The sequence below is a fragment of the Blastococcus sp. SYSU D00922 genome (assembly GCF_054050495.1).
Genome location: NZ_JBJGZL010000003.1, coordinates 65,049 through 88,746, shown reverse-complemented (window position 1 = coordinate 88,746; position 23,698 = coordinate 65,049). Strand labels below are relative to the sequence as shown.

28 protein-coding genes are annotated in these 23,698 nt (G+C 74.6%); 15 read left to right on the top strand and 13 right to left on the bottom strand.

Annotation, left to right across the window (positions count from 1 at the left end):
- Positions 1-14: 14 nt before the first annotated feature.
- On the bottom strand, positions 15-335 hold the full coding sequence (locus ACI78T_RS05345) for a hypothetical protein (RefSeq protein ID WP_456557047.1): 321 nt from the start codon (positions 333-335) through the stop codon (positions 15-17).
- Between the two features lie 51 nt (positions 336-386).
- Positions 387-1,154: an endonuclease/exonuclease/phosphatase family protein gene (locus ACI78T_RS05340; RefSeq protein WP_456557046.1), complete on the bottom strand. Its 768-nt coding sequence runs from the start codon at positions 1,152-1,154 to the stop codon at positions 387-389.
- 76 nt (positions 1,155-1,230) lie between these two features.
- Here ACI78T_RS05340 and ACI78T_RS05335 point away from each other — a divergent pair, with 76 nt between their 5' ends.
- Positions 1,231-1,797 (top strand): hypothetical protein, encoded by a 567-nt coding sequence (locus tag ACI78T_RS05335; RefSeq protein WP_456557045.1) that lies wholly within the window; start codon positions 1,231-1,233, stop codon positions 1,795-1,797.
- Between the two features lie 76 nt (positions 1,798-1,873).
- On the top strand, positions 1,874-2,365 hold the full coding sequence (locus ACI78T_RS05330) for a hypothetical protein (protein ID WP_456557044.1): 492 nt from the start codon (positions 1,874-1,876) through the stop codon (positions 2,363-2,365).
- A 4-nt stretch (positions 2,366-2,369) separates the two neighbouring features.
- Here ACI78T_RS05330 and ACI78T_RS05325 read toward each other — a convergent pair whose 3' ends face one another.
- Positions 2,370-2,690 (bottom strand): DUF202 domain-containing protein, encoded by a 321-nt coding sequence (locus ACI78T_RS05325; RefSeq protein ID WP_456557043.1) that lies wholly within the window; start codon positions 2,688-2,690, stop codon positions 2,370-2,372.
- Positions 2,687-3,046, bottom strand: a complete 360-nt coding sequence (locus ACI78T_RS05320; RefSeq protein WP_456557042.1) for a YidH family protein — start codon at positions 3,044-3,046, stop codon at positions 2,687-2,689. The genes ACI78T_RS05325 and ACI78T_RS05320 overlap by 4 nt, the downstream gene beginning before the upstream one ends.
- Positions 3,047-3,198: 152 nt before the next feature.
- On the opposite strand from ACI78T_RS05320, the gene ACI78T_RS05315 reads away from it, so the two are divergent.
- Positions 3,199-3,594 (top strand): cold-shock protein, encoded by a 396-nt coding sequence (locus ACI78T_RS05315; RefSeq protein WP_116449707.1) that lies wholly within the window; start codon positions 3,199-3,201, stop codon positions 3,592-3,594.
- On the opposite strand, the gene ACI78T_RS05310 is transcribed toward ACI78T_RS05315, so the two are convergent.
- Complete coding sequence (locus tag ACI78T_RS05310) at positions 3,591-4,082, bottom strand: DUF2771 family protein (protein WP_456557041.1); 492 nt, start codon at positions 4,080-4,082, stop codon at positions 3,591-3,593. The genes ACI78T_RS05315 and ACI78T_RS05310 overlap by 4 nt on opposite strands.
- A complete protein-coding gene (locus ACI78T_RS05305) occupies positions 4,079-5,605 on the bottom strand; it encodes an MFS transporter (RefSeq protein WP_456557040.1) in 1,527 nt (508 codons plus the stop codon). Before ACI78T_RS05305 ends, ACI78T_RS05310 begins: the two co-directional genes overlap by 4 nt.
- 72 nt (positions 5,606-5,677) lie before the next feature.
- On the opposite strand from ACI78T_RS05305, the gene ACI78T_RS05300 reads away from it, so the two are divergent.
- Complete coding sequence (locus ACI78T_RS05300) at positions 5,678-6,472, top strand: DUF3027 domain-containing protein (protein ID WP_456557039.1); 795 nt, start codon at positions 5,678-5,680, stop codon at positions 6,470-6,472.
- Here the strand turns inward: ACI78T_RS05300 and ACI78T_RS05295 are convergent.
- Positions 6,469-6,681, bottom strand: coding sequence for a DUF2530 domain-containing protein (locus ACI78T_RS05295; RefSeq protein WP_456557038.1), 213 nt, complete (start codon positions 6,679-6,681; stop codon positions 6,469-6,471). The two genes, ACI78T_RS05300 and ACI78T_RS05295, sit on opposite strands and share 4 nt — an antisense overlap.
- A 140-nt stretch (positions 6,682-6,821) precedes the next feature.
- Between ACI78T_RS05295 and ACI78T_RS05290 the strand changes: the two genes are divergently transcribed.
- The 5 genes from ACI78T_RS05290 to thpR are packed head-to-tail and all read left to right on the top strand — an operon-like array spanning position 6,822 to position 11,223.
- Positions 6,822-8,357 carry an NCS2 family permease gene (locus ACI78T_RS05290; protein ID WP_456557037.1) on the top strand — a complete coding sequence of 512 codons (1,536 nt, stop codon included), beginning with the start codon at positions 6,822-6,824 and terminating at the stop codon, positions 8,355-8,357.
- A gap of 43 nt (positions 8,358-8,400) precedes the next feature.
- Positions 8,401-8,835 carry a MarR family winged helix-turn-helix transcriptional regulator gene (locus tag ACI78T_RS05285; protein ID WP_116450132.1) on the top strand — a complete coding sequence of 145 codons (435 nt, stop codon included), beginning with the start codon at positions 8,401-8,403 and terminating at the stop codon, positions 8,833-8,835.
- A complete protein-coding gene (locus ACI78T_RS05280) occupies positions 8,832-10,223 on the top strand; it encodes an MFS transporter (protein WP_456557036.1) in 1,392 nt (463 codons plus the stop codon). The genes ACI78T_RS05285 and ACI78T_RS05280 overlap by 4 nt, the downstream gene beginning before the upstream one ends.
- Before the next feature lie 41 nt (positions 10,224-10,264).
- Positions 10,265-10,651 carry a hypothetical protein gene (locus ACI78T_RS05275; RefSeq protein WP_456557035.1) on the top strand — a complete coding sequence of 129 codons (387 nt, stop codon included), beginning with the start codon at positions 10,265-10,267 and terminating at the stop codon, positions 10,649-10,651.
- Positions 10,648-11,223: an RNA 2',3'-cyclic phosphodiesterase gene (gene thpR / locus ACI78T_RS05270; protein WP_456557390.1), complete on the top strand. Its 576-nt coding sequence runs from the start codon at positions 10,648-10,650 to the stop codon at positions 11,221-11,223. Before ACI78T_RS05275 ends, thpR begins: the two co-directional genes overlap by 4 nt.
- 16 nt (positions 11,224-11,239) lie before the next feature.
- Here the strand turns inward: thpR and ACI78T_RS05265 are convergent, their stop codons facing one another.
- Positions 11,240-12,208, bottom strand: a complete 969-nt coding sequence (locus tag ACI78T_RS05265) for an aldo/keto reductase (protein WP_456557034.1) — start codon at positions 12,206-12,208, stop codon at positions 11,240-11,242.
- A gap of 27 nt (positions 12,209-12,235) precedes the next feature.
- Between ACI78T_RS05265 and ACI78T_RS05260 the strand changes: the two genes are divergently transcribed.
- From ACI78T_RS05260 to ACI78T_RS05250, 3 genes are read left to right on the top strand one after another with little or no spacing between them, the layout of a single operon-like run.
- Entirely contained in the window at positions 12,236-13,057 is an 822-nt protein-coding gene (locus ACI78T_RS05260) for a thioesterase family protein (protein WP_456557033.1), read from the top strand.
- The gene (locus tag ACI78T_RS05255) at positions 13,054-14,607 is read left to right on the top strand and encodes an APC family permease (RefSeq protein WP_456557032.1); all 1,554 of its coding nucleotides are present in this window, start codon (positions 13,054-13,056) and stop codon (positions 14,605-14,607) included. Before ACI78T_RS05260 ends, ACI78T_RS05255 begins: the two co-directional genes overlap by 4 nt.
- Positions 14,608-14,651: 44 nt before the next feature.
- On the top strand, positions 14,652-15,518 hold the full coding sequence (locus ACI78T_RS05250; protein WP_456557031.1) for an alpha/beta fold hydrolase: 867 nt from the start codon (positions 14,652-14,654) through the stop codon (positions 15,516-15,518).
- A 1-nt stretch (position 15,519) separates the two neighbouring features.
- On the opposite strand, the gene ACI78T_RS05245 is transcribed toward ACI78T_RS05250, so the two are convergent.
- From ACI78T_RS05245 to ACI78T_RS05235, 3 genes are read right to left on the bottom strand one after another with little or no spacing between them, the layout of a single operon-like run.
- Positions 15,520-16,221, bottom strand: a complete 702-nt coding sequence (locus ACI78T_RS05245) for a TetR/AcrR family transcriptional regulator (RefSeq protein ID WP_456557030.1) — start codon at positions 16,219-16,221, stop codon at positions 15,520-15,522.
- Positions 16,137-16,937, bottom strand: a complete 801-nt coding sequence (locus tag ACI78T_RS05240; protein ID WP_456557029.1) for an ABC transporter permease — start codon at positions 16,935-16,937, stop codon at positions 16,137-16,139. Before ACI78T_RS05240 ends, ACI78T_RS05245 begins: the two co-directional genes overlap by 85 nt.
- A complete protein-coding gene (locus ACI78T_RS05235; RefSeq protein WP_456557028.1) occupies positions 16,934-17,653 on the bottom strand; it encodes an ABC transporter ATP-binding protein in 720 nt (239 codons plus the stop codon). Before ACI78T_RS05235 ends, ACI78T_RS05240 begins: the two co-directional genes overlap by 4 nt.
- Positions 17,654-17,801: 148 nt before the next feature.
- On the opposite strand from ACI78T_RS05235, the gene ACI78T_RS05230 reads away from it, so the two are divergent.
- Positions 17,802-18,608 (top strand): TrmH family RNA methyltransferase, encoded by an 807-nt coding sequence (locus tag ACI78T_RS05230; protein WP_456557027.1) that lies wholly within the window; start codon positions 17,802-17,804, stop codon positions 18,606-18,608.
- On the opposite strand, the gene ACI78T_RS05225 is transcribed toward ACI78T_RS05230, so the two are convergent.
- Together ACI78T_RS05225 and sepH are read right to left on the bottom strand one after the other, a co-directional pair.
- Positions 18,605-19,078 carry a general stress protein gene (locus tag ACI78T_RS05225; protein ID WP_456557026.1) on the bottom strand — a complete coding sequence of 158 codons (474 nt, stop codon included), beginning with the start codon at positions 19,076-19,078 and terminating at the stop codon, positions 18,605-18,607. The two genes, ACI78T_RS05230 and ACI78T_RS05225, sit on opposite strands and share 4 nt — an antisense overlap.
- Positions 19,079-19,151: 73 nt before the next feature.
- Positions 19,152-20,087: a septation protein SepH gene (gene sepH / locus ACI78T_RS05220; RefSeq protein ID WP_456557025.1), complete on the bottom strand. Its 936-nt coding sequence runs from the start codon at positions 20,085-20,087 to the stop codon at positions 19,152-19,154.
- A gap of 237 nt (positions 20,088-20,324) precedes the next feature.
- On the opposite strand from sepH, the gene ACI78T_RS05215 reads away from it, so the two are divergent.
- Together ACI78T_RS05215 and ACI78T_RS05210 are read left to right on the top strand one after the other, a co-directional pair.
- On the top strand, positions 20,325-22,223 hold the full coding sequence (locus tag ACI78T_RS05215; protein ID WP_456557024.1) for a S9 family peptidase: 1,899 nt from the start codon (positions 20,325-20,327) through the stop codon (positions 22,221-22,223).
- Positions 22,220-23,695 carry a circularly permuted type 2 ATP-grasp protein gene (locus ACI78T_RS05210; protein ID WP_456557023.1) on the top strand — a complete coding sequence of 492 codons (1,476 nt, stop codon included), beginning with the start codon at positions 22,220-22,222 and terminating at the stop codon, positions 23,693-23,695. Before ACI78T_RS05215 ends, ACI78T_RS05210 begins: the two co-directional genes overlap by 4 nt.
- Positions 23,696-23,698: the final 3 nt, after the last annotated feature.

The following is a 23,698-nucleotide window of genomic DNA, read 5'->3' as shown; positions in this document are numbered from 1 at the left end:
GTACAGGAAGTCCCTCAGGCGTTCGCCTTGGAGGACGGCGTCAGCCGCACGATCAGCTTCGACAGCAGGCTGCCCACCACGACCCAGATCAGCGCGGCCAGCCCGTCGTTGATCGCCTCGGCGAGCTTCGGGTTGGACGGGGTGAACAGGTCCTTGGTGAACCAGCCGAACGTGTCCCGCCAGCCGGCGGTGAACGACACCAGACCGTTCGCCGGGTTCGCCTCGAACAGGACGAACACCGCGTGGATCACGATGACCGCGGCGATCACCGAGCACACGACCCGCACGATCGTGGCGACGAGCGAGAAGACCCGGGCTGCACCGTTGCTGGCCATGCACCGCATCGTGGCGCAGCCGCGCCCGGTTCGCGAGTCGTCGGGTAACGGTCAGACGGCTCCGACCGGGACGACGAGCGCGCGGTGGTCCGACAGCGGCAGCTGGACCGCCTCGGCCGGCCCGGTGGCCTCCAGCCCGCCGCGGACGAGGACGTGGTCGAGCTGGCGGCGCGGGTGCGCCGCCGGGAACGTCGTCGCCGTCGCGATCGGCCGCAGGCCGCTGACCTTCGCGGCCTGGGCCTGCTGCATGTTGAGGTCCCCCATGAGGGCGAGCGGCTCACGCGTGCCGGTCAGCGACCCCACGAGACGGCGCAGCTGGGCACCGTTCCAGCCGGGGATGAACGACAGGTGGGTGTTGCACACGGTGAACTGGCCGAACGGGCCGTCCAGGACGGCGGCCACCGCCACCCGCGGCTCGTCCCGGGCCAGGAACGGACGGCGGGTCATCGGCGACCACAGCGGCACGCTGACTCGCAGCGGCGGGAGCCGCACCACCCGCCAGGAGACGACCGGGTAGCGGGACAGTAGCGAGACGCCGTAGCTGGCCGATCCCGGCTGCTCGTCCCCGGTGGCCGCCATCCACGTGCCGCCCGGCGTCCCGGACAGCGCGGCCACGAACTGCGAGTCGACGGCGCCCATGGCCTCGGCGGCCACGGCGGTGAGGTCGGCGCCGAGGGACCGCGGCTGGTCGCGGTCGACCTCCTGCAACCCGAGGACGTCGGCGTCCAGCGTCTTGACCGCGGCGGCGAGGCGGTCGACGTCGACGCGGCCGTCCTCGAGCGAGCGCCCGTGCAGGATGTTGAAGGTGGCGATGCGCACGGGTGCCCTGTGCCCCGAGCGTGCACGTTCTACCGCCGATGTTCGCCCGGCCGCTGCCCGGGGGTAGCAGGACGTCGTGCAGCCATCGGAGCGGGACGAGATCCGCGACCTCCTCAAGCGGACCGCCGTCGCCCTGAAGCAGGGCGACGTCCCGTTCGCGCTCTGCGGCGGCTACGCCGCCTGGGTGCGGGGCGCACCGGAGCCCGACCACGACGCCGACTTCCTGGTGCCCGAGGCGGAGTCGGAGCGGGCGGCGAAGGTCCTCGCCGACGCCGGGCTGGAGATCCAGGACCCGCCCGAGGACTGGCTGACCAAGGTCGTCAGCGGCGACTCGTTCGTCGACGTCCTCTGGCGGACCTGCGGGCACCCGGTGGAGACCGACCTGATCGACCGGGCGGAGACCCTCCCCGTCCTGTCGGTGCACATGCCGGTGCTGACGGCGACCGACATCGTCACCACCAAGCTCATGGCGCTCGACGAGCACTACTGCGACTTCTCGCGGATGCTCCCGGTCGCCCGCGCGCTCCGCGAGCAGGTCGACTGGGCGGAGGTCTCCCGGGCGGTCGCGGGCAACGACTTCGCGGTGGTCTTCCTCGAGCTGCTCGACCGGCTGGACGTCGTCCCCAGGGCGGACGCCGCCTGACCCGCCGATCACCCGGAGGCGTGCGTATCGGCGCTGCGCCGTTCCGGTCGCCGGGGTCGCCGCTAGCGTCCGCCGCATGTCGTACCCCGGCGCGCCGCAGCAGCAGTACCCCGCCGCCCCGCCGCCGTACCCGCAGTACTGGGCCCCGCCACCGGTCCGGCGGCGCCGCTCCCGCTGGCTGACCGTCGGCCTGCCGCTGGCCGGCGTCCTGCTCGTGGGTGGTTGCACCACCGCCGTGGGGCTGCTCCTCGCCGGCATGGCCGACGACCTCCGACCGGCCCAACAGGCTGCCGGTGCCTACGCGCAGGCCCTCGTCGACGAGCGCTGGGACGACGCCCACGACCTCCTCTGCACGCAGGACCGCGACGCCGTCACGCCCGGCGATCTCGCCGCGCACTACGCCGAACCGGACCTGACCGGGTACCGCGTCGACGGCATCCACGTGAACACCTACAACGGGGAGAAGTCCGGCCGGGCCGACATCACGTTCACCACGGCCGACGGGCTGACCGACCGGCAGAGCCTGCCCCTCGTCCAGGACGGCGAGGCCTGGCGCCCCTGCCCCTGAGAGGTCAGCCGGGGACGACGACGGCGGCCGCGGCGACCGCCCCGACGACCAGGACGACGGCCGTCACGGCGGCGACCGACCGTGGTGCGCGGGCACCGGCGCCGGAGCCCAGGCACCGGCGGACCCCCCGGTAGCGCACCGGGGCCAGCGCACCCAGCACGACGAGGCCGAGCAGTGCCGCGGTTCCCGCCAGGACCAGGAGGACGGGCCGTTCGTGCTCGACGGCGCGGTGGCCGAGCAGCCCGGCGACGGCGAGGACCCCGAGGCCGGTGCGCTGCCAGGCCAGCGCGGTCCGCTCCGGCTGGGTCTCGACGGGTGCGCTCACGCGGACAGCACCTCGACACCGACCAGGACGGCGACGACCACGATGACGGCGGCCACCGCTGCGGCGACCGCAGGCAGCAGCCAGCTCGCGGGCAGCGGGCGGCCCGCTCCGATGGCCCGCTCGTTCGCCCGCCAGCGGCGGTACCCCGCGGCCGCGGTCCCGAGCCCGATCAGCACGAGCGCCAGGGCGACCGCCGAGCTGCCCCAGCGGACGCCGAGGTCAGGTGCGTAGGTCGCCACCGCGACCCCGCCGGCGACCAGCGCCAGCCCGGTGCGCAGCCAGGCGAGCAGGGTCCGCTCGTTGGCCAGGGTGAACCGGTAGTCCGGGTGCGCGTCGGCGCCGGGGGAGGGGGCCACGCGGTCAGGCTAGGGCGGGGACCCGCCGCGCGCGGAAAGGCAGGTCCGGGCAGGAGCGGCGGGCGGCTAACCTGTCGGGAGAGCGGCCGCGTGCCGCCGTCGTCCTCCCGGCCCGCGTGCCGGACCAGAAAGCTATCGACGAGGTGTCCGACGTGCCCACCGGCAAGGTCAAGTGGTTCAACCCGGAGAAGGGTTTCGGCTTCCTCGCGCGCGAGGACGGCCCGGACGTCTTCGTGCACAAGGACGCCCTCCCGGCCGGGACGTCGGAGCTCAAGCCGGGCCAGCGGGTGGAGTTCGGCATCGTGGCCGGCCGCCGCGGCGACCAGGCGCTGCAGGTGCGGATCCTCGACCCGCTGCCCTCGGTGGCGGCCACGGTCGCGGCCAAGAGCCGGAAGAAGCCCGACGAGCTGGTCCCGATCATCGAGGACCTGATCAAGCTGCTCGACGACGTCGGCGAGGGGCTGCGGCACGGCCGGCACCCGGACCGGTCGGAGTCCCGCAAGGTCGCCTCGGTGCTGCGCGCGGTCGCCTCCGACCTGGAGGCCTAACCCGCCGGAGCGCTCGAGGTCGGCGTCCCGCCGAGGTCGCCGCCGGCGCGCAGGAAGCCGATCGGCCACGCGCCGGAGAACTCGCCGCACTCGCCGCCCTTGTCCTCGACGACCACGAGGTAGAAGGCCGGCGGGACGACGTCGTCGGTGGTGATCTCGTCGAAGGTGCGCTCGCCGTCGGGGACGTCGACCTCGCCGATCATCTCCTCGAGCTTCTCGTCGAAGACCTGCACGGCCCAGCCGCTCTCGGCGACCGACTCCGGCACCGAGAGCGTGATCGTGGCGCCGGGGGATACCTCGAGGATCGGCGGCGTGCTGTCGTAGCGCTGGCCCTCGCCGTCGAGGCAGAACTGGGTGGGCCGCACGCCGAGCTGCTGCGGACCGACCTCGACGTCGACGTCGGGAGGACCGGCCGGCTCGCCCGAGCCGCAGCCGGCGACCAGGAGCACGAGCAGGAGGGGCAGCAGGGTCGGGGCTCGCCTGCTCACGACCACGAGGGTCCCACGGGCGCGGTCGGGGCATCCGGGGAGACCCCCGTCGGCGGGGCCGGACGCCGACCGCGGTAGAGGCTCAGCACCACGAGACCGACCGCGAGCACGAGCAGGGCCGCCGCGACGGTGAAGCCCAGCCAGCCGATGGGCGGCAGCGCGATCCCGAGCGCGCCACCGACCACCCACGAGATCTGCAGCCACGTCTCCGACCGGGCGAAGGCCGAGGCGCGCAGGCTGTCGGGCACCTCCCGCTGGATGATCGCGTCGAGGGCCACCTTGCCCAGAGCGTTGGTCACCGCCGAGACGCCGGCGACCACGGCCGCCATGGCGAAGCTGTAGAAGATCGCCGCCAGCAGGGTGATCGCCGCGGCGGAGGCCGCCGAGACCAGGACCAGGCGGTCGGGGGTCGCGGTGTGCATCCGCGAGCCGATCGCCGTCCCGGCGAAGCTGCCCAGCCCGGCCGCAGCGGCGATGACACCGAGGGCGAGCGTGCCCGCCCAGCCCTCGTAGTTCGCCTCGACCAGGAACGCGCTGAAGATGGTGAGGAAGCCGCCGAGCCCGCGCAGCGCCGCGTTGGCCCGCAGGGCCAGGACGACGTGCGGGCTCACCCGCCGCCGGCCGCTGCCGACCGGGATCTCCGCGGTGGTCAGCACGTCGGCCGGCAGCTCGCCGGCCGGGACGTCGACGTGCGGGGGCAGGCGGACGGCGAGCACCCCGGCGACGGCGAAGACGACGGCGGTGGCGCCGAGCTCCCAGTCGAACCCCAGCACGGCGGCGATCCCCGCCGCGATCGCGCCCGCGACACCGGCGGTGGCCAGCCCGAAGACCGACAGGCGCGCGTTGGCCGACGTCAGCGACATGGCCGAGGGCAGCACCCGCGGGACGACGGCCGCCCGCAGGACGTTGTGCGCCTTCGAGAGCACCAGGACGCCCAGCGCCGCCGGGTAGAGCCAGAAGTCGTCGAAGTGCCGCATCATCACCAGCGCCAGCAGGGCACGGCCGAGGTGGCTGGCGGCGATCGCCCAGCGCCGGCCGCGCTGCAGCCGGTCGAGGGCCGGCCCGATGACGGGCGCGAGGACGGCGAACGGGGCCATCGTCACGAGCAGGTAGAGCGCGACGTTGCCGCGCTGCGCGTCGGAGGCGGCGGCGAAGAACAGCGTCCCGGCCAGGGAGACGGCGATCATCGCGTCCCCGGCCATGTGCAGGGCGTTGACCCACAGCAGCTGGGTCAGCCCGCTCTCCCCGGCTCCGTCGGCCCGGCTCGCGGCCCGGACCCGGCGGGCCGCCGCGGCGGTCAGCTCCCGCGAGCGGGCGGCCGCGACGCGGGTGACGGTCACCTTCCCCGCCGGGGGACCGGGCAGCTCCGCCGTCGGGGGCTCGCCCGCCGAGGACATCGGCCGGGTCGACGGCGGCGGGACGTCGAGCGGCGTCGTGTCCGCGCGCTCGAGCGGGGGAGGCGTCGTCCGCCCGGTGGTGCGCAGGCGCCGGCCCGCACCCGGGGGACGGCGGGAGGCGGACACGTGACCATCGTGCCGCACCCGGCGCGGCGGGTGGTCGCCCGACGAGGTGGACGCGTCAGGGACAATGGCGGGATGACCGAGTCCTCCGCCGATGTCCTGGCCGCCGCGGTAGAGCAGGCCCGCGCCGCCGCCGTCGAGACCGCCGGCGACGAGGCCCTGGTCGGCGAGCACCTGGGCGTCGCCTCCGAGCCGGTCGTCCCCGAGACCGGCGCCGTCGCGCCCGAGGTCGTCGGCGACGTGCTGACCCACACCTTCGCCAGCCGGTTGCCCGGCTACGTGGGCTGGCACTGGGCCGTGACCGTCGCCCGCATCCCCGGTGAGGACGAGGTCACCGTCGACGAGGTCGTGCTGCTGCCGGGTGACTCGGCGCTGCTGGCGCCCGCGTGGGTGCCGTGGCACGAGCGGCTGCGGCCCGGTGACCTGTCCGTCGGCGACGTGCTGCCCTCCACCGAGGACGACCCGCGCCTGGCGCCGTCCTACCTGGTCGAGGACGACTCGGCCGAGGACCCGGAGGGCCGCGTCGTCGCCGAGGAGCTCGCGCTCGGACGCGAGCGCGTCATGTCGGCCGAGGGCCGCGCCGAGGCCCTGGGTCGCTGGAACGCCGGCGACTTCGGGCCCGGCGCCCCGATGGCCCGCCAGGCCCCCGGCCCCTGCGCGACCTGCGGTTTCTACCTGCCGCTGGCCGGCTCGCTCCGCCAGCGCGTGGGCGCCTGCGGGAACGCCTACTCACCGGCCGACGGTCACGTGGTCACCGCCGACTACGGCTGCGGCGCGCACAGCCAGGCGACGCTGGTCGTCGACGAGGCCACCGAGGTCGTGCGCACGGCGCGCTACGACACCGGCAACTTCGACGTCCTGACGGACTAGTCGCGGCGGGGCGTCTGGCCCTGCAGCCGCATGATCCACAGGCCCAGCAGGCCGAGGCCGATGGCGGCCACGCAGGTCCACGTCCACATGCGGTCCACGCGGTCGCCCAGCAGCAGCAGGACGACGAGCGCCACCGCCCAGAGCCCGATCCCGATGTGCACGACTCGGGCGGTGTCCACCCGGAGGGGCGGCGGGGCGTGCTTGGTCACGCTGCGACTGTAGGGCGCGCCCGGAAGGTCACGATCGCGGAACCGCTTCGGGCGGCAGCGACGGCGCGTGCGTCGGATGCCGCGAACGTGTGGCACTCTGTCGCCGCTCGTCGCCAGCCACCGCCACACGGGGAGTCCACATGCCCGACAAGTCCCGTCCCACCACGGGATCGACCACCGCGAACGCCGACGGCGGTACGCCCGCGGACGTGGTGGCCGACGGCACGACGAGCACGCCGCGCCGCAGCCCCGGGCCGCAGGTGCGCCCGAAGAACGGGCTCGACCGCTACTTCAGCGTCAGCGCCCGGAACTCCACGACGAGCCGCGAGCTCCGCGGTGGTCTGACCACCTTCTTCACGATGGCCTACATCGTGGTGCTCAACCCGATCATCCTGTCCGGCGCCGACGTGAACGGGGACTCCCTGCCCTTCGCGTCCGTCGCCGCCGTGACCGCGCTGCTCGCCGGCGCCCTGACCATCCTCATGGGCGTCGTCGGCCGGTACCCCTTCGCCCTCGCCACCGGTCTCGGCATCAACGCGATCGTCGCCGTCTTCGCCGCCACCCAGCTCTCCTGGCCGGAGATCATGGGTCTGGTCGTGCTCGAGGGGCTGCTCATCACCGCCCTGGTGCTGACCGGCTTCCGGAAGGCGGTCTTCGAGGCCATCCCGGCCCAGCTGAAGACCGCGATCGCGGTCGGCATCGGCTTCTTCCTCACCATCATCGGGCTCGCCGACGCCGGCATCATCCGGCCGGGCAACCCGCTCATCAGCTTCGGCGTCGGCGGTCAGCTCGCCGGCTGGCCGATGCTGGTCTTCGTCGTCGGGCTGCTGCTGATGAGCGTGCTCGTCGTCCGCAAGGTCAAGGGCGCCCTGCTCATCGGGATCGTCGTCACGACGGTGTTCGCGATCATCGTGGAGGCGGTCGCCGACATCGGGCCGCGCTTCGGCGCCGACGGCGCGGAGAACGCCCGCGGCTGGGCCCTGCAGGTGCCCGAGCTGCCCGACGACGTCGTGAGCAGCCCCGACTTCTCCCTGCTCGGCAACTTCTCCCTCTTCGGGGGCTTCGAGCGGATCGGCGTCCTGGCCGCCCTGCTGATCGTCTTCTCGATCATGATCGCCGACTTCTTCGACACCGTCGGCACGGTGACGGCCGTCGGCGCCGAGGCGGACCTGCTCGACGAGAAGCGCAACCTGCCCAAGTCGCAGCCGGTGCTGCTCGTCGACTCCATCGCTGCCGCCGCCGGTGGCGCCGGCAGCGTCTCGTCGAACACGACCTACATCGAGAGCACCGCCGGTGTGGCCGACGGCGCGCGGACGGGACTGGCCAGCGTCGTCACCGGCGCGCTGTTCCTGATCGCGATGTTCTTCACCCCGCTCGTCGAGGTCGTGCCGTCGGAGGCGGCCGCCCCCGCCCTGGTCATCGTCGGCGCGCTGATGATCACCCAGATCAGGTACCTGGCCTGGGATGACATGTCCCTGGTCATCCCGGCCTTCCTCACCATCGCGCTGATGCCGTTCACGTACTCGATCACCAACGGCATCGGGGCCGGCGTGGTCAGCTACGTCCTGCTGCGGACGGCGGTCGGCCGTCGGCGCGACGTGCACCCCCTGATGTGGGTGATCGCGCTGCTGTTCCTCGTGTACTTCCTGCTCGAGCCGCTGCAGCAGCTGCTCTGAGCAGCTACTGAGTCCGGCTAAGGAAACGGATAGTCTGGTGGTCGTGAGCCGTACGACGCTGGACACCGCGGCGTTGGCCCACGACCTGCGGCTGGCGGTCATGCGCTTCTCCCGCCGGCTGCGGAACCAGCGGGTCGACACCTCGGTGACGCTCACCCATCTGGCCGCGCTGTCGACGTTGAAGCGCAACGGCCCGATGAGCCCGGGGGAGCTGGCCGCGCAGGAGCGCGTCCAGCCGCCGTCGATGACCCGCGTCGTCGTGGCCCTGGAGGGTATGGGCCTGGTCACCCGCACCCCGCACCCCACGGACGGGCGTCAGGTCATCATCGGCCTGACGCCGGCCGCCGAGGACCTGCTCACCGAGGAGGCCCGCGCGCGGGAGGCGTGGCTGAGCGGCCGGCTGCAGGAGCTGACCGCGGAGGAACGGGGCGTGCTGCGTGAGGCTGCCGAGATCATGGAGAAGCTCGCCGGTGGGTGACCTGCACGAACGCTGACCAGCCGTCGTCCCAGGACCCGGGCAGGGGCTCGTTCCGAGCGCTCCGGGTCCGGAACTTCCGGATCTTCGCCTCCGCCAACCTGGTCAGCCTGACCGGTACCTGGATGCAGCGCATCGGCCAGGACTGGCTCGTGCTGCAGCTGTCGGGGGACAGCGGTGTCGCCCTCGGCCTGATCACCGCGCTCCAGTTCGGCCCCAGCCTGCTGCTGAGCATGTACGGCGGCGTCCTCGCCGACCGCTACGACAAGCGGCGCGTGCTGCTGGTGACCCAGGCGCTGATGGGCGTCCTGGCGCTCGTGCTGGCGCTGCTCGTCGCGACCGACGTCGTCGCGCTGTGGCACGTCTTCGCGCTGGCCGGCGGGCTGGGCGCGGTCGCGGCCATCGACGCTCCGGTCCGGCAGGCATTCGTCTCGGAGATGGTCGGGCCGCAGCTGCTCACCAACGCGGTGAGCCTCAACTCCACGATCTTCAACGGGGCGCGGCTGATCGGCCCGTCCCTGGCCGGATTGCTCATCGGCGCCTCGTCGGGCGACACCGCACCGGCGTTCTTCGTCAACGCCGCCAGCTTCGCGTTCACCATCGCGGCGCTGGCCTGGATGCGGGCGTCCGAGCTGCGGCGGAGCGAACCGGTCGGCCGGAAGAAGGGGCAGCTCCGAGAGGGCCTGCGCTACACCTGGGCCCATCCCGACCTGGTCCTCGCCATGGGGCTGGCATTCGTGATCGGCACCTTCGGCTTCAACTACCAGGTCACCATCGCGCTGATGGCCCGCGAGCAGTTCGACCTGGGCGCGGAGGCCTTCGGGCTGCTGTCCACCACGTTCGCCGTCGGGTCGCTGACCGGCGCCCTGCTGTCCACCCGTCGCAGCGTGCGGCCGCGGCAGCGGTTCCTGGTCGTCTCCGCCGTCGTCTTCGGGCTGCTCACCGTGGTGTCGGGCCTGATGCCCGGCTACGTGTCGTTCGCCGTCCTGCTCGTGCCGACCGGAGCCGCCGCCCTGATCTTCAGCGTGGCGAACAACAGCTTCGTCCAGCTCGGCGCCGATCCGCAGATGCGCGGCCGGGTGATGGCGCTGTACTTCATGTGCTTCATGGGCGGCACCCCGCTCGGGGCGCCGCTGATCGGCTGGATCTCCGAGCACCTCGGTGCGCCGTGGGGGCTCATCCTCGGTGGCGCGGTCTGCGTCGTGGCGGGCATCGGTGCCGGCGTGTGGCTCGCGCGGGGACGACGGGTCCGACTCGAGGCCGGCCTGGCCCCGCCGCGGCTGCGCCTGCGCGTCGGCGCCCCGGGGACGCGGGTGCCCTCGGCGCCGATGCGGGCCGCGCAGGAGGCGGTCGCCGAGCAGGGGTCGGGGCACCAGACCGTGGGCCGCTGACCGGAGTACCGTCGCCGGCATCCCAACGGCGGGAGGCGGAGATGCACGTCCCACTGCTGCAGATCGGTGGCACGGTCGCCGTCGTCGCCGCCCTCATCGCCTGGACCGGCCCGGTGTTCCGCTGGGCCCGCCGCATCGTGCAGCGCCGCAAGGCCGCTCGGAACCCCGATCCCGGCCGTCGTCCGCTCCAGGTGGTCGCCGCCGACGTGCGCCGGCTGGCCCGCTCCCTGGCGCTGGTCCCGGCCGGCGCTCCGATGGCGCGCCGCCGCGCGCTGACCGCCGCCTACGACGACGTCCTCGTGGAGGCGGCGGCCCAGCTGGAGGTCCCGCACGAGCTGCGGACGACGCCGGAGGGGCCGGCGCGCGACCTCGAGCGGCTGCGGCTGGTCGCGGCGCTCGAGGCGGCCGGTCTGGCGGTGCAGGGCTGAGCCCCGGGGGACGGCGGCTGTTCTTCGCCGTCGACCCGCCCGACGACGTGCGCGCCCACCTGGCCGCGGCGCTGGACCCGCTGCGCGAGCTGCCGGGCGCGCCGCGGTGGGGGACGCCGGACCGCTGGCACCTCACCCTGCTCTTCCTCGGCGCGGTGCCGGAGGACCGCGTGGACGGGCTGCTGTCCGCGGCCGCTCCCGCCGTGGCGGCCGCCCCCGGGATGACGCTGCGGCTGTCCGGGGGCGGGCGGTTCGGGTCGGTCCGCCGTCCCCAGGTGGCCTGGGCCGGCCTCGACGGCGACGTCGCCCCGCTGGTGGAGCTTGCCGGCCGGCTGGCGACCGCCGCCCGGCGCCTGCGCCTCCCGGTCGAGGACCGGCCGTTCCGCCCGCATCTCACGCTGGGCCGGTGGCGGCCGGGCCGGCCGGCGGACGGCACGCTGACCGACCGGCTCGCGGAGTACCGCGGTCCGGCCTGGCCGGTGCGCGAGGTGCGGCTGTGGGAGAGCCACCTGGGCCCGAAGCCGACCTACGACCTGCTGGCCGCCTGGCCCGTCCCCCGTGAGGGGCCGTAGTGGCCACTTCGGCCCCTCACCAGGCGTACTCCATCGGAGCGGGCCGGTAGCCCGGGAAGATCTCGTCGAGCCGGGCGAGGGTGGCCTCGTCGAGCTCGACGTCGAGGGCGGACAGCGAGCCCTCGAACTGCTCCATCGTGCGAGGGCCGACGATCGGCGCGGTCACCGCCGGCCGGCTCAGCAGCCAGGCCAGCCCGACGTCGGCCGGCGGTCGGCCGAGCTCCCGGCAGAGCGCCTCGTACCGCTCGAGCGCCGGCCGGTGCTCCTCGATCCGCTTCTGCTGGCGCTCCTCGTTCCGGCGTCCGCCGTCGGTCTTCTCCAGGACGCCGCCGAGCAGGCCCCCGGCCAGCGGGCTCCACGGGATGATGCCGACGCCGTAGTGCTGGGCCGCGGGGAGCACCTCCAGCTCGACGTGCCGGGTGAGCAGGTTGTAGTGCGACTGCTCGCTGACCAGCCCCTGGAAGTGGCGACGGGCGGCGGCCTCGTTGGCGGCGGCGATCTGCCAGGCGGCGTGGTTGGAGGAGCCGACGTAGAGCACCTTGCCCTGGGCGACGAGGGTCTCGCACGCCTGCCAGATCTCCTCCCACGGCGTGCGCAGATCGACGTGGTGGAACTGGTAGAGGTCGATCCAATCCGTGCCCATCCGGCGCAGCGACCCCTCGCACGCCCGCACGATGTTCCGCGCCGACAGGAACGTGTCGTTCGGCCAGTCCGACATCCCGCCGTAGACCTTGGTGGCCAGCACGACCTTCTCGCGCCGCTCGCCGCCGCGGGCGAACCAGCTGCCGAGGACCTCCTCGGTGCGTCCCTTGCCGGCGTCGAAGCCGTAGACGTTCGCGGTGTCGAAGAAGTTGACGCCCTCGGCCAGCGCCCGGTCCATGATCTGGTGGCTGGCGGCCTCCTCGGTCTTCCAGCCGAAGTTCATCGTGCCCAGGCACAGGCGGGAGACGGACAGGCCGCTGCGGCCCAGGTGCGTGTACTCCACGGGAACCACCCTGGCACCCTGGTCGCCGTGCCGCAGGACGATCCGACCACCGCGTTCGACGCCGCCACCGCCGTCCGGCGGACCGAGGGAGGTGGCCTCGCCGCCGATCTCGACCCGGGATGGGACGTCGGCAACGGCATCCTCAACGGCGGCTACCTGCTGTCCGTCGTCGGCCGGGCCGCGGTGCTGGAGAGCCCGCACGCCCACCCGGTCGCCGTGTCGGCCAGCTACCTGCGGGCGCCGGCCCCCGGTCCCGCGACGCTCGCGGTCGTGCCCGGCCCCTCCGGTCGCACCCTGGCGCACTCCCTCGTGACGCTGTCCGATGCCGGCGGCCCGGCGCTGACGGTCCAGGCCACGACGGCGACGCTCGGCTCCGCGCCGTCGGACTACAGCCACCCGATGCCCGACGTGCCGCCGGTCGAGGAGTGCTTCTCGATCGCCGAGCACCGCGACCTCGCGCCGCCCGGGGTGCAGGTGCCCGGACTCTCCCTGCGGGTGGACACCCGGCTCGACGTCGCCACCGCCGGGTGGGCGTTCGGGCAGCCGTCGGGCGAGCCGGTGCTGCGTGCCTGGATGCGGTTCGCCGACGGCCGGGAGCCCGACCCGCTGGCGCTGCTGACCTTCGCCGACGCGCTCCCGCCCACCAGCTTCGCGATGGGCAACACGGGCTGGGCGCCGACGGTGCAGCTGCAGGTGCTGGTCCGCGCGCTGCCGGCGCCCGGCTGGTGCCTGGTCGAGGCGCGGTCCAGCGAGATCGCCGGCGGCTGGGTCGACGAGGACTACCGCATCTGGGACTCCACCGGCCGGCTGGTCGCGCAGAGCCGGCAGCTCGCCCGGGCCCCGCGGTGACCGGCGGCCATCAGCACGACGACCACCTCTCCGGCTTCGGCTACCGGCAGCAGCTGGACCGGAGCATCGGCCGGTTCGCCAGCTTCGCGGCCGGCGTCAGCTACATCTCGATCCTCACCGGCACGTTCCAGCTGTTCTACTTCGGCTTCGGCGCCGGCGGGCCCGCCTACGTGTGGTCGTGGCCGCTGGTGTTCGTCGGCCAGCTCATGGTGGCCCTCTGCTTCGCCGAGCTCGCCGCCCGCTTCCCGGTGGCCGGCTCGCTCTACAACTGGACCAAGCGGCTCGGGAACCGGACCACGGCCTGGATGGCCGGCTGGATGATGCTGACGGCCTCGATCGTGACGCTGTCGGCCACCGTGCTCGCCTACCAGATCACGCTGCCGCAGCTGTGGTCCGGCTTCCAGCTGGTCGGCGACGGCACGGGCACGTACGACTACGCGGTCAACGCCGTGATCCTGGGCAGCGCGCTCATCGTCTTCACCACGCTGGTCAACGTCTTCGGCGTGAAGCTGATGTCGCGCATCAACAGCGCCGGGGTGTTCATCGAGCTGGTCGCCGCCGTGCTCATCATCGTGCTGCTCGCGGCGCACGCGACCCGCGGTCCGGACGTCGTCCTCGACACGGCGGGCACCGGTGCCGGGCAGGACCTGGGCTACCTGGGAGCCTTCCTGATCGCCGCGCTGGCCTCCGGCTACGTGATGTACGGCTTCGACACCGCCAGCTCGCTCGGCGAGGAGACCGTCGACCCGCGGCGCACCGCTCCGCGGGCGATCCTGCGGGCGGTCACCGCCTCCTTCGTCCTCGGCGGGCTGATCCTGCTGTTCGGCCTGATGGCCGTGGAGGACATCCGCGATCCCCAGCTGTCCTCCAGCACCGGGGGCCTGCAGTACGTGCTGCTCCAGGCGGCCGGCACCGGCGTCGGCCGGGTCTTCCTGCTGGCCATCGTCGTGGCGATCACCGTCTGCTGCCTGGCGGTGCACACGGCGACGATCCGCATGATGTTCGGCATGGCGCGGGACAACAACCTGCCCGCCGCCGCGCGGCTGGCCCGGGTGCACCCGCGCTTCAAGACCCCCGTCGTCCCCGCCGTCGTCATCGGGCTGCTCTCGATCGCGATCCTGCTGATCAACATCCGGCAGCCGCAGATCTTCACCGTGATCACCAGCATCGCCGTCGTGATGATCTACCTGGCGTACCTGCTGGTCACGGTTCCGATGCTGATCAGCCGGCTGCGCGGCCGCTGGCCGCTGCCGGCCGAGCCGGGCACCTTCTCCCTCGGGCGCTGGGGCCTGCCCGTGAACGTGCTGGCCGTCCTGTGGGGTGCTGGGATGGCGGTCAACCTGGGCTGGCCGCGGCGCGAGGTCTACAACGCGACGGAGCCGCACCACTGGTACCTGCAGTGGGGCGCGGCCGTCTTCATCGGGGCGATCGCGCTGACCGGTCTGGCGTACTACCGGCTGCGTCAGCGGCACCGCACCGGGGTGCTGCCCGAGCACGCCGCCGAGCGGCCGCAGCCCGGAGGCCCGCAGCTCGCCGTCGGCGAGGCCTGAACCGGGGCCGATGACTTCCGGGCGCGCCCGCCGTCTGCACGACCATGACCGACTCGCGCACGCTCGTCACCCCTGAGGCGACCCTCGCCTACGACGTCCGCGGCCCCCTGCCGACGGCGGACGGCCGCCCCCCGCTGTTCCTGATCGCCGCGCCGATGGACGCCAGCGGGTTCGGCTCCCTCGCCGGGCACCTGGCCGACCGCACGGTGATCACCTACGACCCCCGCGGGATGGGGCGCAGCACCCGCGCGGACGGCCGGACCGAGCACACGCCCGAGCAGAACGCCGCCGACGTCCACGCGGTCATCGAGGCGGTGGGCGGTCCGGTGGAGATGTTCGCCAGCAGCGGGGGAGCGGTGACCGCGCTCGCCCTCGTCGCCGCGCACCCGGCCGATGTCACCACGCTGGTGGCCCACGAGCCGCCGCTGCTCGCCCTGCTCCCGGACGCCGACCACGCCTTCGCGGGCGAGCGCGCCGTGCAGGAGACCTACCACGCCAAGGGCTGGGGCTACGGCATGGCGGCGTTCATCGGGCTCTCCTCGTGGCAGGGGGAGTTCACCGACGAGTACCTGGCCGCGCCGGCTCCCGACCCGGCCGCCTTCGGCCTGCCGGTCGACGACGACGGGGCGCGAGAGGACCCGCTGCTCTCCGGTGCGTCCAACGCGATCACCGCCTACCGGCCGGACGTCGCCGCCGTCACCGCCGCCCCGACCCGGGTCGTCATCGCCGTCGGCGAGCGCTCGCAGGGCCTGCTCACCGGCCGCACGTCCGAGGCGACGGCCCGCCTGCTGGGCCAGGAGGTCACGGTCTTCCCCGGAGACCACGGCGGCTTCCTCGGCGGCGAGTTCGGGCAGCAGGGCGAGCCGGAGGCCTTCGCCGCGCGACTGCGAGAGGTCCTCGACGGGTCCTGAGTCAGCGCAGCGGCAGCTCGACGTCGCCGGTCAGGTAGCGCTGGACGTTGGGCCCCACGTTCTCGACCAGCCAGGCCGGGGACGCCGACGCGAGCGGCTCCAGCTTGAGCACGTAGCGGCCCATCACCAGGCCGATCAGCTGCGAGGCGGCCAGGGCGCCGCGGACCTCCCGCTCGCGGACCGGCATGTCCAGCGTGCCGACCACCCGGCGCAGCACCTGCGTCACCAGGAACTCGCGGAGCAGCTTCGCCGTCCACTCGTTGCCCACGGCGGAGCGGACGAGCGCCAGACCGGCCGGCTGCATGGGCCCGTCCCACACGCGCAGCAGCAGCCGGACGACGTTGCGCCCCAGGTCGTCGCGGCCGCCGGCGAGCACCTCGGGCAGCAGGTCGGCGGGGTTGGCAGGCGCCTCGATCGCGGCGAGGAACAGCTTGTCCTTGTTGCCGAAGTAGTGGTGGACCAGCGCGGGGTCGACCCCCGCCGCCCCGGCGATCCCGCGGATGGTGGCGCCGTCGAAGCCCCGCTCCGCGAACGCCTGCCGGGCAGCGCTCAGGACGGCGGCCCGGGTGTCGGGGTTCCCGGGCCGCCGTCCTGACCGTCGTGCGGGTTCTGCCGTGCTCAGGCCGTCCTCCTCCGCAGGGTCGCCGCCGCCAGGGCGAGGGCGAGCAGGGCCGCCCCGGTCACCACCGCGACGTCCAGCCACATCGTGCCGGTCGCCTCGGCCGACCGCCCGACCTCCTGCAGCGCCTCGACGGCGTAGGTGAGGGGGAGCACGTTGCTGATGGCCTGCAGCCAGCCGGCCATCTGGTCCACCGGCACGAGAAGGCCGCACAGGAACACCTGGGGGAGCACGACCACCGGCATGAACTGCACCGCCTGGAACTCCGTGCGGGCGAACGCGCTGGCCAGCAGCCCGAGGGCCACGCCGAGCACGGCGTCGACGACGGCGATCAGCACCACCAGCCAGACGGAGCCGGTGACCTCGAGGTCGTAGACCGTCGTCGCGACCGTGACCGTGACCCCCGCCTGCAGCGCCGCCGCCAGGCCGAACGCCAGCCCGTACCCGAGGAGCAGGTCGAGCCGGGCGAGGGGAGTGGTCAGCAGCCGCTCGAGGGTGCCGGAGGTGCGCTCGCGCAGCATCGCGATGCTGGTCACCAGGAACATCACCACGAACGGCAGGATGCCGAGCATGGTCAGGCCGACCCGGTCGAAGATGCCCGGCTGGCCCGGCAGGCTGGGCACGTCCTTCCACAGCAGGTAGAGCAGACCGAGCAGCAGGCTGGGGAGGACCAGCAGCATCGCGACCGTGCGGTGGTCGTGCGCGAGCTGGCGGAGCACGCGCCGCGCCGTCGCCGAGGTCAGCCGGGGGCTCAGGTGCGAGGGGGTCGCTCGGGGTCGGTCGATCGTCGCGGCGGTCATGCCGCCACCTCCTCACGGGCACGCACCAGGTTGAGGAAGGCCTCTTCCAGGTCCTCGGAACGGCCGTCGGCGCGCAGCTGCGCCGGCGTGGAGTCGGCGATGAGCTCGCCGTCGCGGAGCAGGAGCAGCCGGTCGCAGCGGCCGGCCTCGTCCATCACGTGGCTGGAGACGATCAGCGTCGTCCCGGCGGCGGCCAGCGCGTGGAACCTCTCCCAGAGCTCCACCCGCAGGACCGGGTCCAGGCCGACGGTGGGCTCGTCGAGCACGAGCACCTCGGGGCTGCCCACCAGCGCGCAGGCCAGCGACGCGCGGCCCCGCTGGCCACCGGAGAGGTCGCGCACCAGCTGGCCCGCCGCGTCGGAGAGGCCCACGTCGGCGACCGCGGCGTCGGCCTCCCGGGCGCCCATCCCGTAGAGGGCGGCGAAGTAGCGGGCGTTCTCCCGGACGGTGAGGTCCTCGTAGACGCTCGGCGCCTGGGTCACGTAGCCCACCCGCGTCCGCAGGGCGGCGGAGCCGGCGGGTTCGCCGAGGACGGTGACCTCGCCCGAGCGGACCTGCTGCACGCCGACGACGGCGCGCATGAGCGTGGTCTTCCCGCTGCCGCTCGGCCCCAGCAGGCCGGTCACCTGTCCGGCGGGCACGGCGAACGAGAGCCCGGGGAGCACGCGTCTGCGGCCCCGGTCGACGACCAGATCGGTGACGGTGACGGCATCCATGGCCGACCTCCAGAACTCAACGGCTGATGAACTCAACGCTAGATGAGTTCACGAGGTGCCGTCAACGGTGCCGAAGGTCCCTGGTCCCGCCGGGGTCCGCGCACCGGCGGGCGCGGGATGGCGAGAGGCGGGCTGGGAGGATCGCGACGTGCCGCAGCCCGTCGTCATCACCGATCCGCAGGACCCCCGGGTGGCCGACTTCCGCGACCTCAAGGCGGGCGACCGGCCGGCGGGCACGCCGCGCGGCACGGGGCCGGTGATTGTGGAGGGCGTGCCCGCGGTGGAGCGGCTGCTGGCCTCGCCGTACCGGGTGCGGGCGGTGTTCGGCGTGCCGGGGCGGGTGGCCGCGCTCGACCTGCCCGAGGGCGTGCCCGCTTACGAGGCTGACAAGTGGGTGCTCTCGGAGGTCATCGGCTTCCGGCTCACCCGCGGCGTGGTCGCCTCGGCCGACCGCCTTCCGCCTGCGGACCTCGACGAGCTGCTGGCCGGGCCGGACCCGGCGGCGCCCCGCCGGCTGGCGGTCCTCGAGGCGCTCAACGACGCCGAGAACCTGGGCTCGATCGCCCGCTCGGCCGTGGCCCTCGGGGTGGACGGCCTGCTGCTGGACCCGCGCTGCGCCGATCCGCTCTACCGGCGGTCGGTGCGGGTCTCGATGGGCCACGTGCTGGGGCTGCCGTTCGCCGTCCTGCCCGAGTGGCCGGCCGGCCTGGCCCGGCTGCACGACACCGGCTACACGACCGTGGCGTTGACCCCGGCCCCGGACGCCGTCGACCTGGGGGACCTCGACCCGGTGGCGCACCCGCGGACGGCCGTGCTGCTCGGGGCGGAGGGGCCCGGCCTCACGCCGGAGGCGCAGCGCGCCGCGACGGTGCGCGCCCGCATCCCCATGCGGCCCGGCGTCGACTCGCTCGGCGTGGCGGCGGCGGCCGCCATCGCCTTCGCGGCTCTGCGTTAACTCCGCAGCGAGAATCGCGCCAGGTGCGCGCGGGCCTCCTCGGCGTGCGCGGGGTTGCACATGACGTCGTACCGGCCGGCCACGATCCGGCTGGTGCTCACGAAGTCGCGCCTGCCGCCCATGGTCGAGTAGCCGATGGCGCCGAAGATCGCGCCGAACACCAGGCCGACCAGCAGGCCGCTGAGCACCGAACCGACCCAGCCCGCGCCGTCGGTCGAGAAGATCCCGAGCAGCAGGCCCACGAACAGGCCCCACCACGCGCCGCCGGCCGCCCCGGCCGCGACAGCCCGCCCCATCGTGAGCCGGCCGGTCACCCGCTCGATCTGCCGCAGGTCCGAGCCGATGATCGTGACGTTCTCGACCGCGAACTTCTGGTCGGAGAGGTAGTCGACGGCGGCCTGCGCCTGCTCGTAGCTGTCGTAGGAACCCACCTGGACGCCGCCGAGCGGCATCGACACCGAAGCTGACATGTCCGCTCCAACCGTCGCGACGGGCAATCGGTTCCCAGCCTCGCGGCAAGCAGGAGCGCGGGCAAGACCTCCGTCAGCGGTGGCGGCGGACCCCGAAGACGATGTCCTCCCAGGCCGGGATGCGGGCGCGGGGGTCCTCGCCGTCGTCGCCGTCCTCGCCGGTGCGGCCGAGGACGACGGTGTCGTGGTCGGCGACCTCGTCGAGCAACGCGTCGAACGACCGCTCGTCGGCCGGTGAGCCGCTGGCCGGGTGGACGTCGCGCACCGGGGCGTCGTCGTGGCCGAGCAGCTCTGCCGGCAGCACCTCCGGCGTCACCGTGTCGTGGACGACCGGCTCGTCGTCGGGCCGGACCACGGTGACCGAGCGCGGCCGCGGGGCGGGCGCCGGGACGCCGGCGGGGACCTCGGGCACGACCCGCACCAGCCGGGTGCCCTCGGCGAAGTCCATGGTGGCCGCGTCGAACGGCGCGACGGTGCGCGAGGGCAGGTCGAACGTCCAGCGGGTGAGGCCGGATTTGTCGCCGGCCCGCCACGCGCCCGTGACCTGCCACGTGCCGTCGTGGGTGCGGTGGGCGTCCCACGTGACGTCGTCGATGTCGGAGTCGATCAGCCGGAGCCGCTCGTCCATGAACCGGTGCAGGGCACCGCCGGGGGAGCCCTCGCTGAGCCGGACGCGGGCCTCGCGGGCCTGCTCGGCGATCCGCTGGCGTTCCTGGATCACCGGGTGGGCGAACCGCATGATCCGCTCGACCCGGGTGCCCGACGCCGCGGCGACCTGCTCGGGGGTCTCGCCGGCGCGGATGCGCGCCTGGATGACGCGCGGCGGCAGCTCCACGCCGGCGTCCACGTCGATCTGGGTGAGCCGGCGGGCGTCGCCGCGAGCCGCGGCGCGCACGCGCTCGTCGATGGGCAGCTCGAACCGCTCGCCCTCGGCGCCGTCGGTACCTTCGGCGGCGAGCACGAGGCTCGTGCCGTCGTCGGAGAGCGCCACGAGGCGCAGCGTGCGCATTGGGCGGACCTCCTGACTGCGCGACCGGCCGTCGGTGAGACGGACCGGAGCACGAGGCTATCCGCGCGCCGCGGGCGCGGCGCGGAGGCGACCCGGCGTGGCGCGTCCGGCGCTGCAGCGCAGACCCCCCGCGCGGGGGGTGCGGACCGCTACGTTGCCCGCCGATACGTGCGATGTCACGTGTACGCAACATGCGGTCCGCACCATGGGCCGCGAGCAGGACGAGGAGGTGTCCACATGGTCAGCCCGCTGACCGACCGCCGGCAGGGTGCGCCCGCCGGGGTCCTGGCCGCCCCCACCGAGGCCACGCCGAAGCTGCTGCCCGCCGCGGTGCGCCGCGCAGTCACCGGGATCGCGGCCGCCGCGGGCGCCTGGTGCCCCGCGCTGTCGCCGGACGGCACGCGCGTCGCCTACGTCACCGACCGGTCCGGGCTGCCGCGCCTCGAGGTCGCCGACCTGGACGGGACGACGCCGCCGGCGGTGCTGTCCGCGCCGGCCCAGGAGGTCGTCTCCGTCGCCTGGTCGCCCGACGGCGCCTGGCTGGCCTACCTGGTGAGCCCCGGCGGCTCCATCTGCGCCGAGCTGCACGTCGTGCGGCCCGACGGCAGCGGTGCCCGGCTGCTCGCCGGGGAGGACCCGCGCGCCACCGTCTTCGCCGGCGGCTGGACAGGGCCGGGCCACTACGCGTGCTCCATCGCTCCCGGCGACGGTCCCGACGCCGACGTCGTCCTCGTGGACGCCGCCACGGGCGCGCACCGCACCCTCGCGCGCGGCGGCTTCCTGTCGGTCACGTCCGTCTCGGCGGACGAGCGGCTCGTGCTGGCCCGCCGCGGTCCCCGCGCCCACCGCCACGTCGTCGTGGTCGACGTCGCCACGGGCGTGCAGCGGAGGCTCATCGGCCCCGAGGCGCCCGGCGGGGTCGCGTCGGAGGACGGCCGGTTCGCGCCCGACGGGCGCTCGGTGTTCGTGCGGGCGTCCCTGCCCGGGGAGCCCTTCACCGACCGGGCCGGCCTCGTCCAGGTGCCGCTGACGGCCGACGGCGTCCCCGGGGAGGGCCGCGTCGTCCTCCGGCGTCCGGACGCCGACCTCGACGGCTACGCCCTCCGCGCTGACGGCACCGTCCTCGCCGTCTGGAACGCCGGTGGGGTCACCGAGCTGCGCGTGCACGCGCTGTCCGACGGCTCGTGCGTCCGGGACGTCCCGCTGCCCGAGCCGGTCATGCCCGGCTGGTCGCTGTCGGCCGACGGCCGGACGATGGTCGCCGAGCTCACCGGCCCGCGCTCGCCGCGCGGCCTGCACCGCATCTCCCTGGACGGCGGCACGCCGCAGCCCCTGCACTCCGCGCCGGCCCGCCCCTGCCGCGACGGTCTCGTGGCGCCGGTCCGGTACGACTACGTAGCGCCTGACGGGATGCCGCTGTCGGGATGGCTCTACACGCCGCGCGGGGTCCGCGGCCCCAACCGGACCGTCGTGACCTTCCACGGCGGGCCGGAGGGGCAGGAGCGGCCCGACTGGTCGCCGCTCGCCCAGTCCCTGGTGGCCACCGGGCTCACCGTCTTCGCGCCGAACGTCCGCGGGTCCGGCGGCTTCGGGCGCGCGTTCCTGACCGCCGACGACGGCCCCGCGCGGGAGGGCTCCTTCGAGGACGTCCGGACGACGGTCGACGCGCTGGTCACCGCGGGCATCGCCGAGCCCGGCCGGATCGGGGCGCACGGCTGGTCCTACGGCGGCTACCTGACCCTCGTGGCGCTGACCCGCTGGCCCGATCTGTTCGCCGCCGGGGTCACCGGGGCCGGGATGAGCGACCTGCGCACCTTCTTCGCCGGCACCGAGCCGTGGATGGCGGCGGCGTCGGTCACCGAGTACGGCGACCCCGTCGCCGACCGCGAGCTGCTGACGGCGCTCTCGCCGATCACCGCGCTGGACCGGCTCACCTCGCCGGTGCTGTTCGTGCACGGCGACCGCGACACGAACGTGCCCGTGGCCGAGTCGGTGCAGGCGCACCAGGAGCTGCAGGCCCGGGGCGCACCCAGCGATCTGCTGCTGCTGCCCGGCGAGGGGCACACCATCGTGGGCCGCGACCACCTGGTCGAACTCGGCGAGCGGGTCGCCGCCTGGTTCGATCGCTGGTTGTGAGCAGCCGGGACCCCTTCGCCGACTACCCGGCAACCCCCGCGGACGAGGCCGTCACCCCCGACGGCCGGCTCCGGGACGGGTACGCCCGCCTGGAGCCGGTGCTGCGGGGGTGGGGGACGACGGGTCTGGCCACCGCGGCGACCGCGGTGGCCGCCCGGCACGCCGCCCGGGAGGTGTCGGTGGCCGCCTGGGCGGACGGCCGCCAGACGGTCCGCCCGTTCCCCGTGGACCCCGTGCCGCGGGTCCTTCCCGCCGCCGACTGGGCGCGCATCGCGGCCGGGGTCGAGCAGCGGCACCGGGCGCTCAACGCCTTCCTCGCCGACGCCTACCGGGCGGCCGGACGGCGGCGCGGTGACGTGGACCGGGACCCGCAGGTGGTGCGCGCCGGCGTGCTCCCGGAGTGGGCGGTCGCGCACAGCCCCGGCCGGGACCCCGACGCGGTCGGTCAGGCGTGGCCGGGGCAGGCCCGCGCCACCGTGGCAGCGGCGGACCTCGTCCGGACCGCGACGGGGGAGTGGGTGGTCACCGCCGACCACCTGCGGGTGCCGGCCGGCCTCGGCTACGCGCTGGCGGCGCGGGCCTCGCTCGGCGAGGCGGTCCCCGAGCTGTTCGCCGCGGCGGGGCGGCTCGCCGACCCGCTCGACGCCGTGCCGCTGCTGCGCGCCGGCCTCGCGACGGCGGCGCCCCCGGCCTGCACCGGTGACCCGCGCATCGCCGTCCTGACCGCCGGCGAGAGCGACAACGCCTGGTTCGAGCACCGGCTGCTCGCCGACGTCCTGGGTGTGCCGCTGGTCCGGGCCGGTGACTTGTGGCCCCGGGTCGACGGCGGTGTCGAGGCCGCGATCGACGGCGAGCGGATGCCGGTCGACGTCCTCTACCGGCGTTTCGACGACGGGCTGCTCGCCGCCTTCCGCACCCCGACCGGGCAGTCGCTGGACTCCCTTCTCACCGAGGCGGTGCGGGCCGGACGGCTCGGGCTGGCCAACGTCCCGGGCAACGAGCTCGCCGACGACGTCGCCGGCTACGCGTGGGTGCCGGAGATGATCCGCTTCTACCTCGGCGAGGAACCGCTGCTGGGCACAGTGCCCACCTGGGTGCTCGCCCACGAGGAGCAGTGGGCCCAGGTCCGCGACCGGCTGCACGAGCTCGTGGTGACGCCGGTCGTCGGGTACGGCGGCCGGGGGACGGTCGTGGGACCGGCGTGCACCGCGGCCGAGCTCGCCTTCCTCCAGGCGGAGGTGTCCGCCGCTCCCTACCGCTTCGTGGCCCGCGAGCCGGTGACGCCGACGACGCTGCCGACGCTGGTCGACGGCGCGCTGCAGCCCCGGTACGTGGACCTGCGGGTGCTCTCGGTCGCCGGCCGGGACGGCGGGGCGACCGCGCTCCCCGCTCCGCTGACCCGGGTGGCCGACGCCGCCCAGCCGGCCGGCTGGTGGGCCGGCGGCGCGAAGGACACCTGGATCACCGGCTGACGG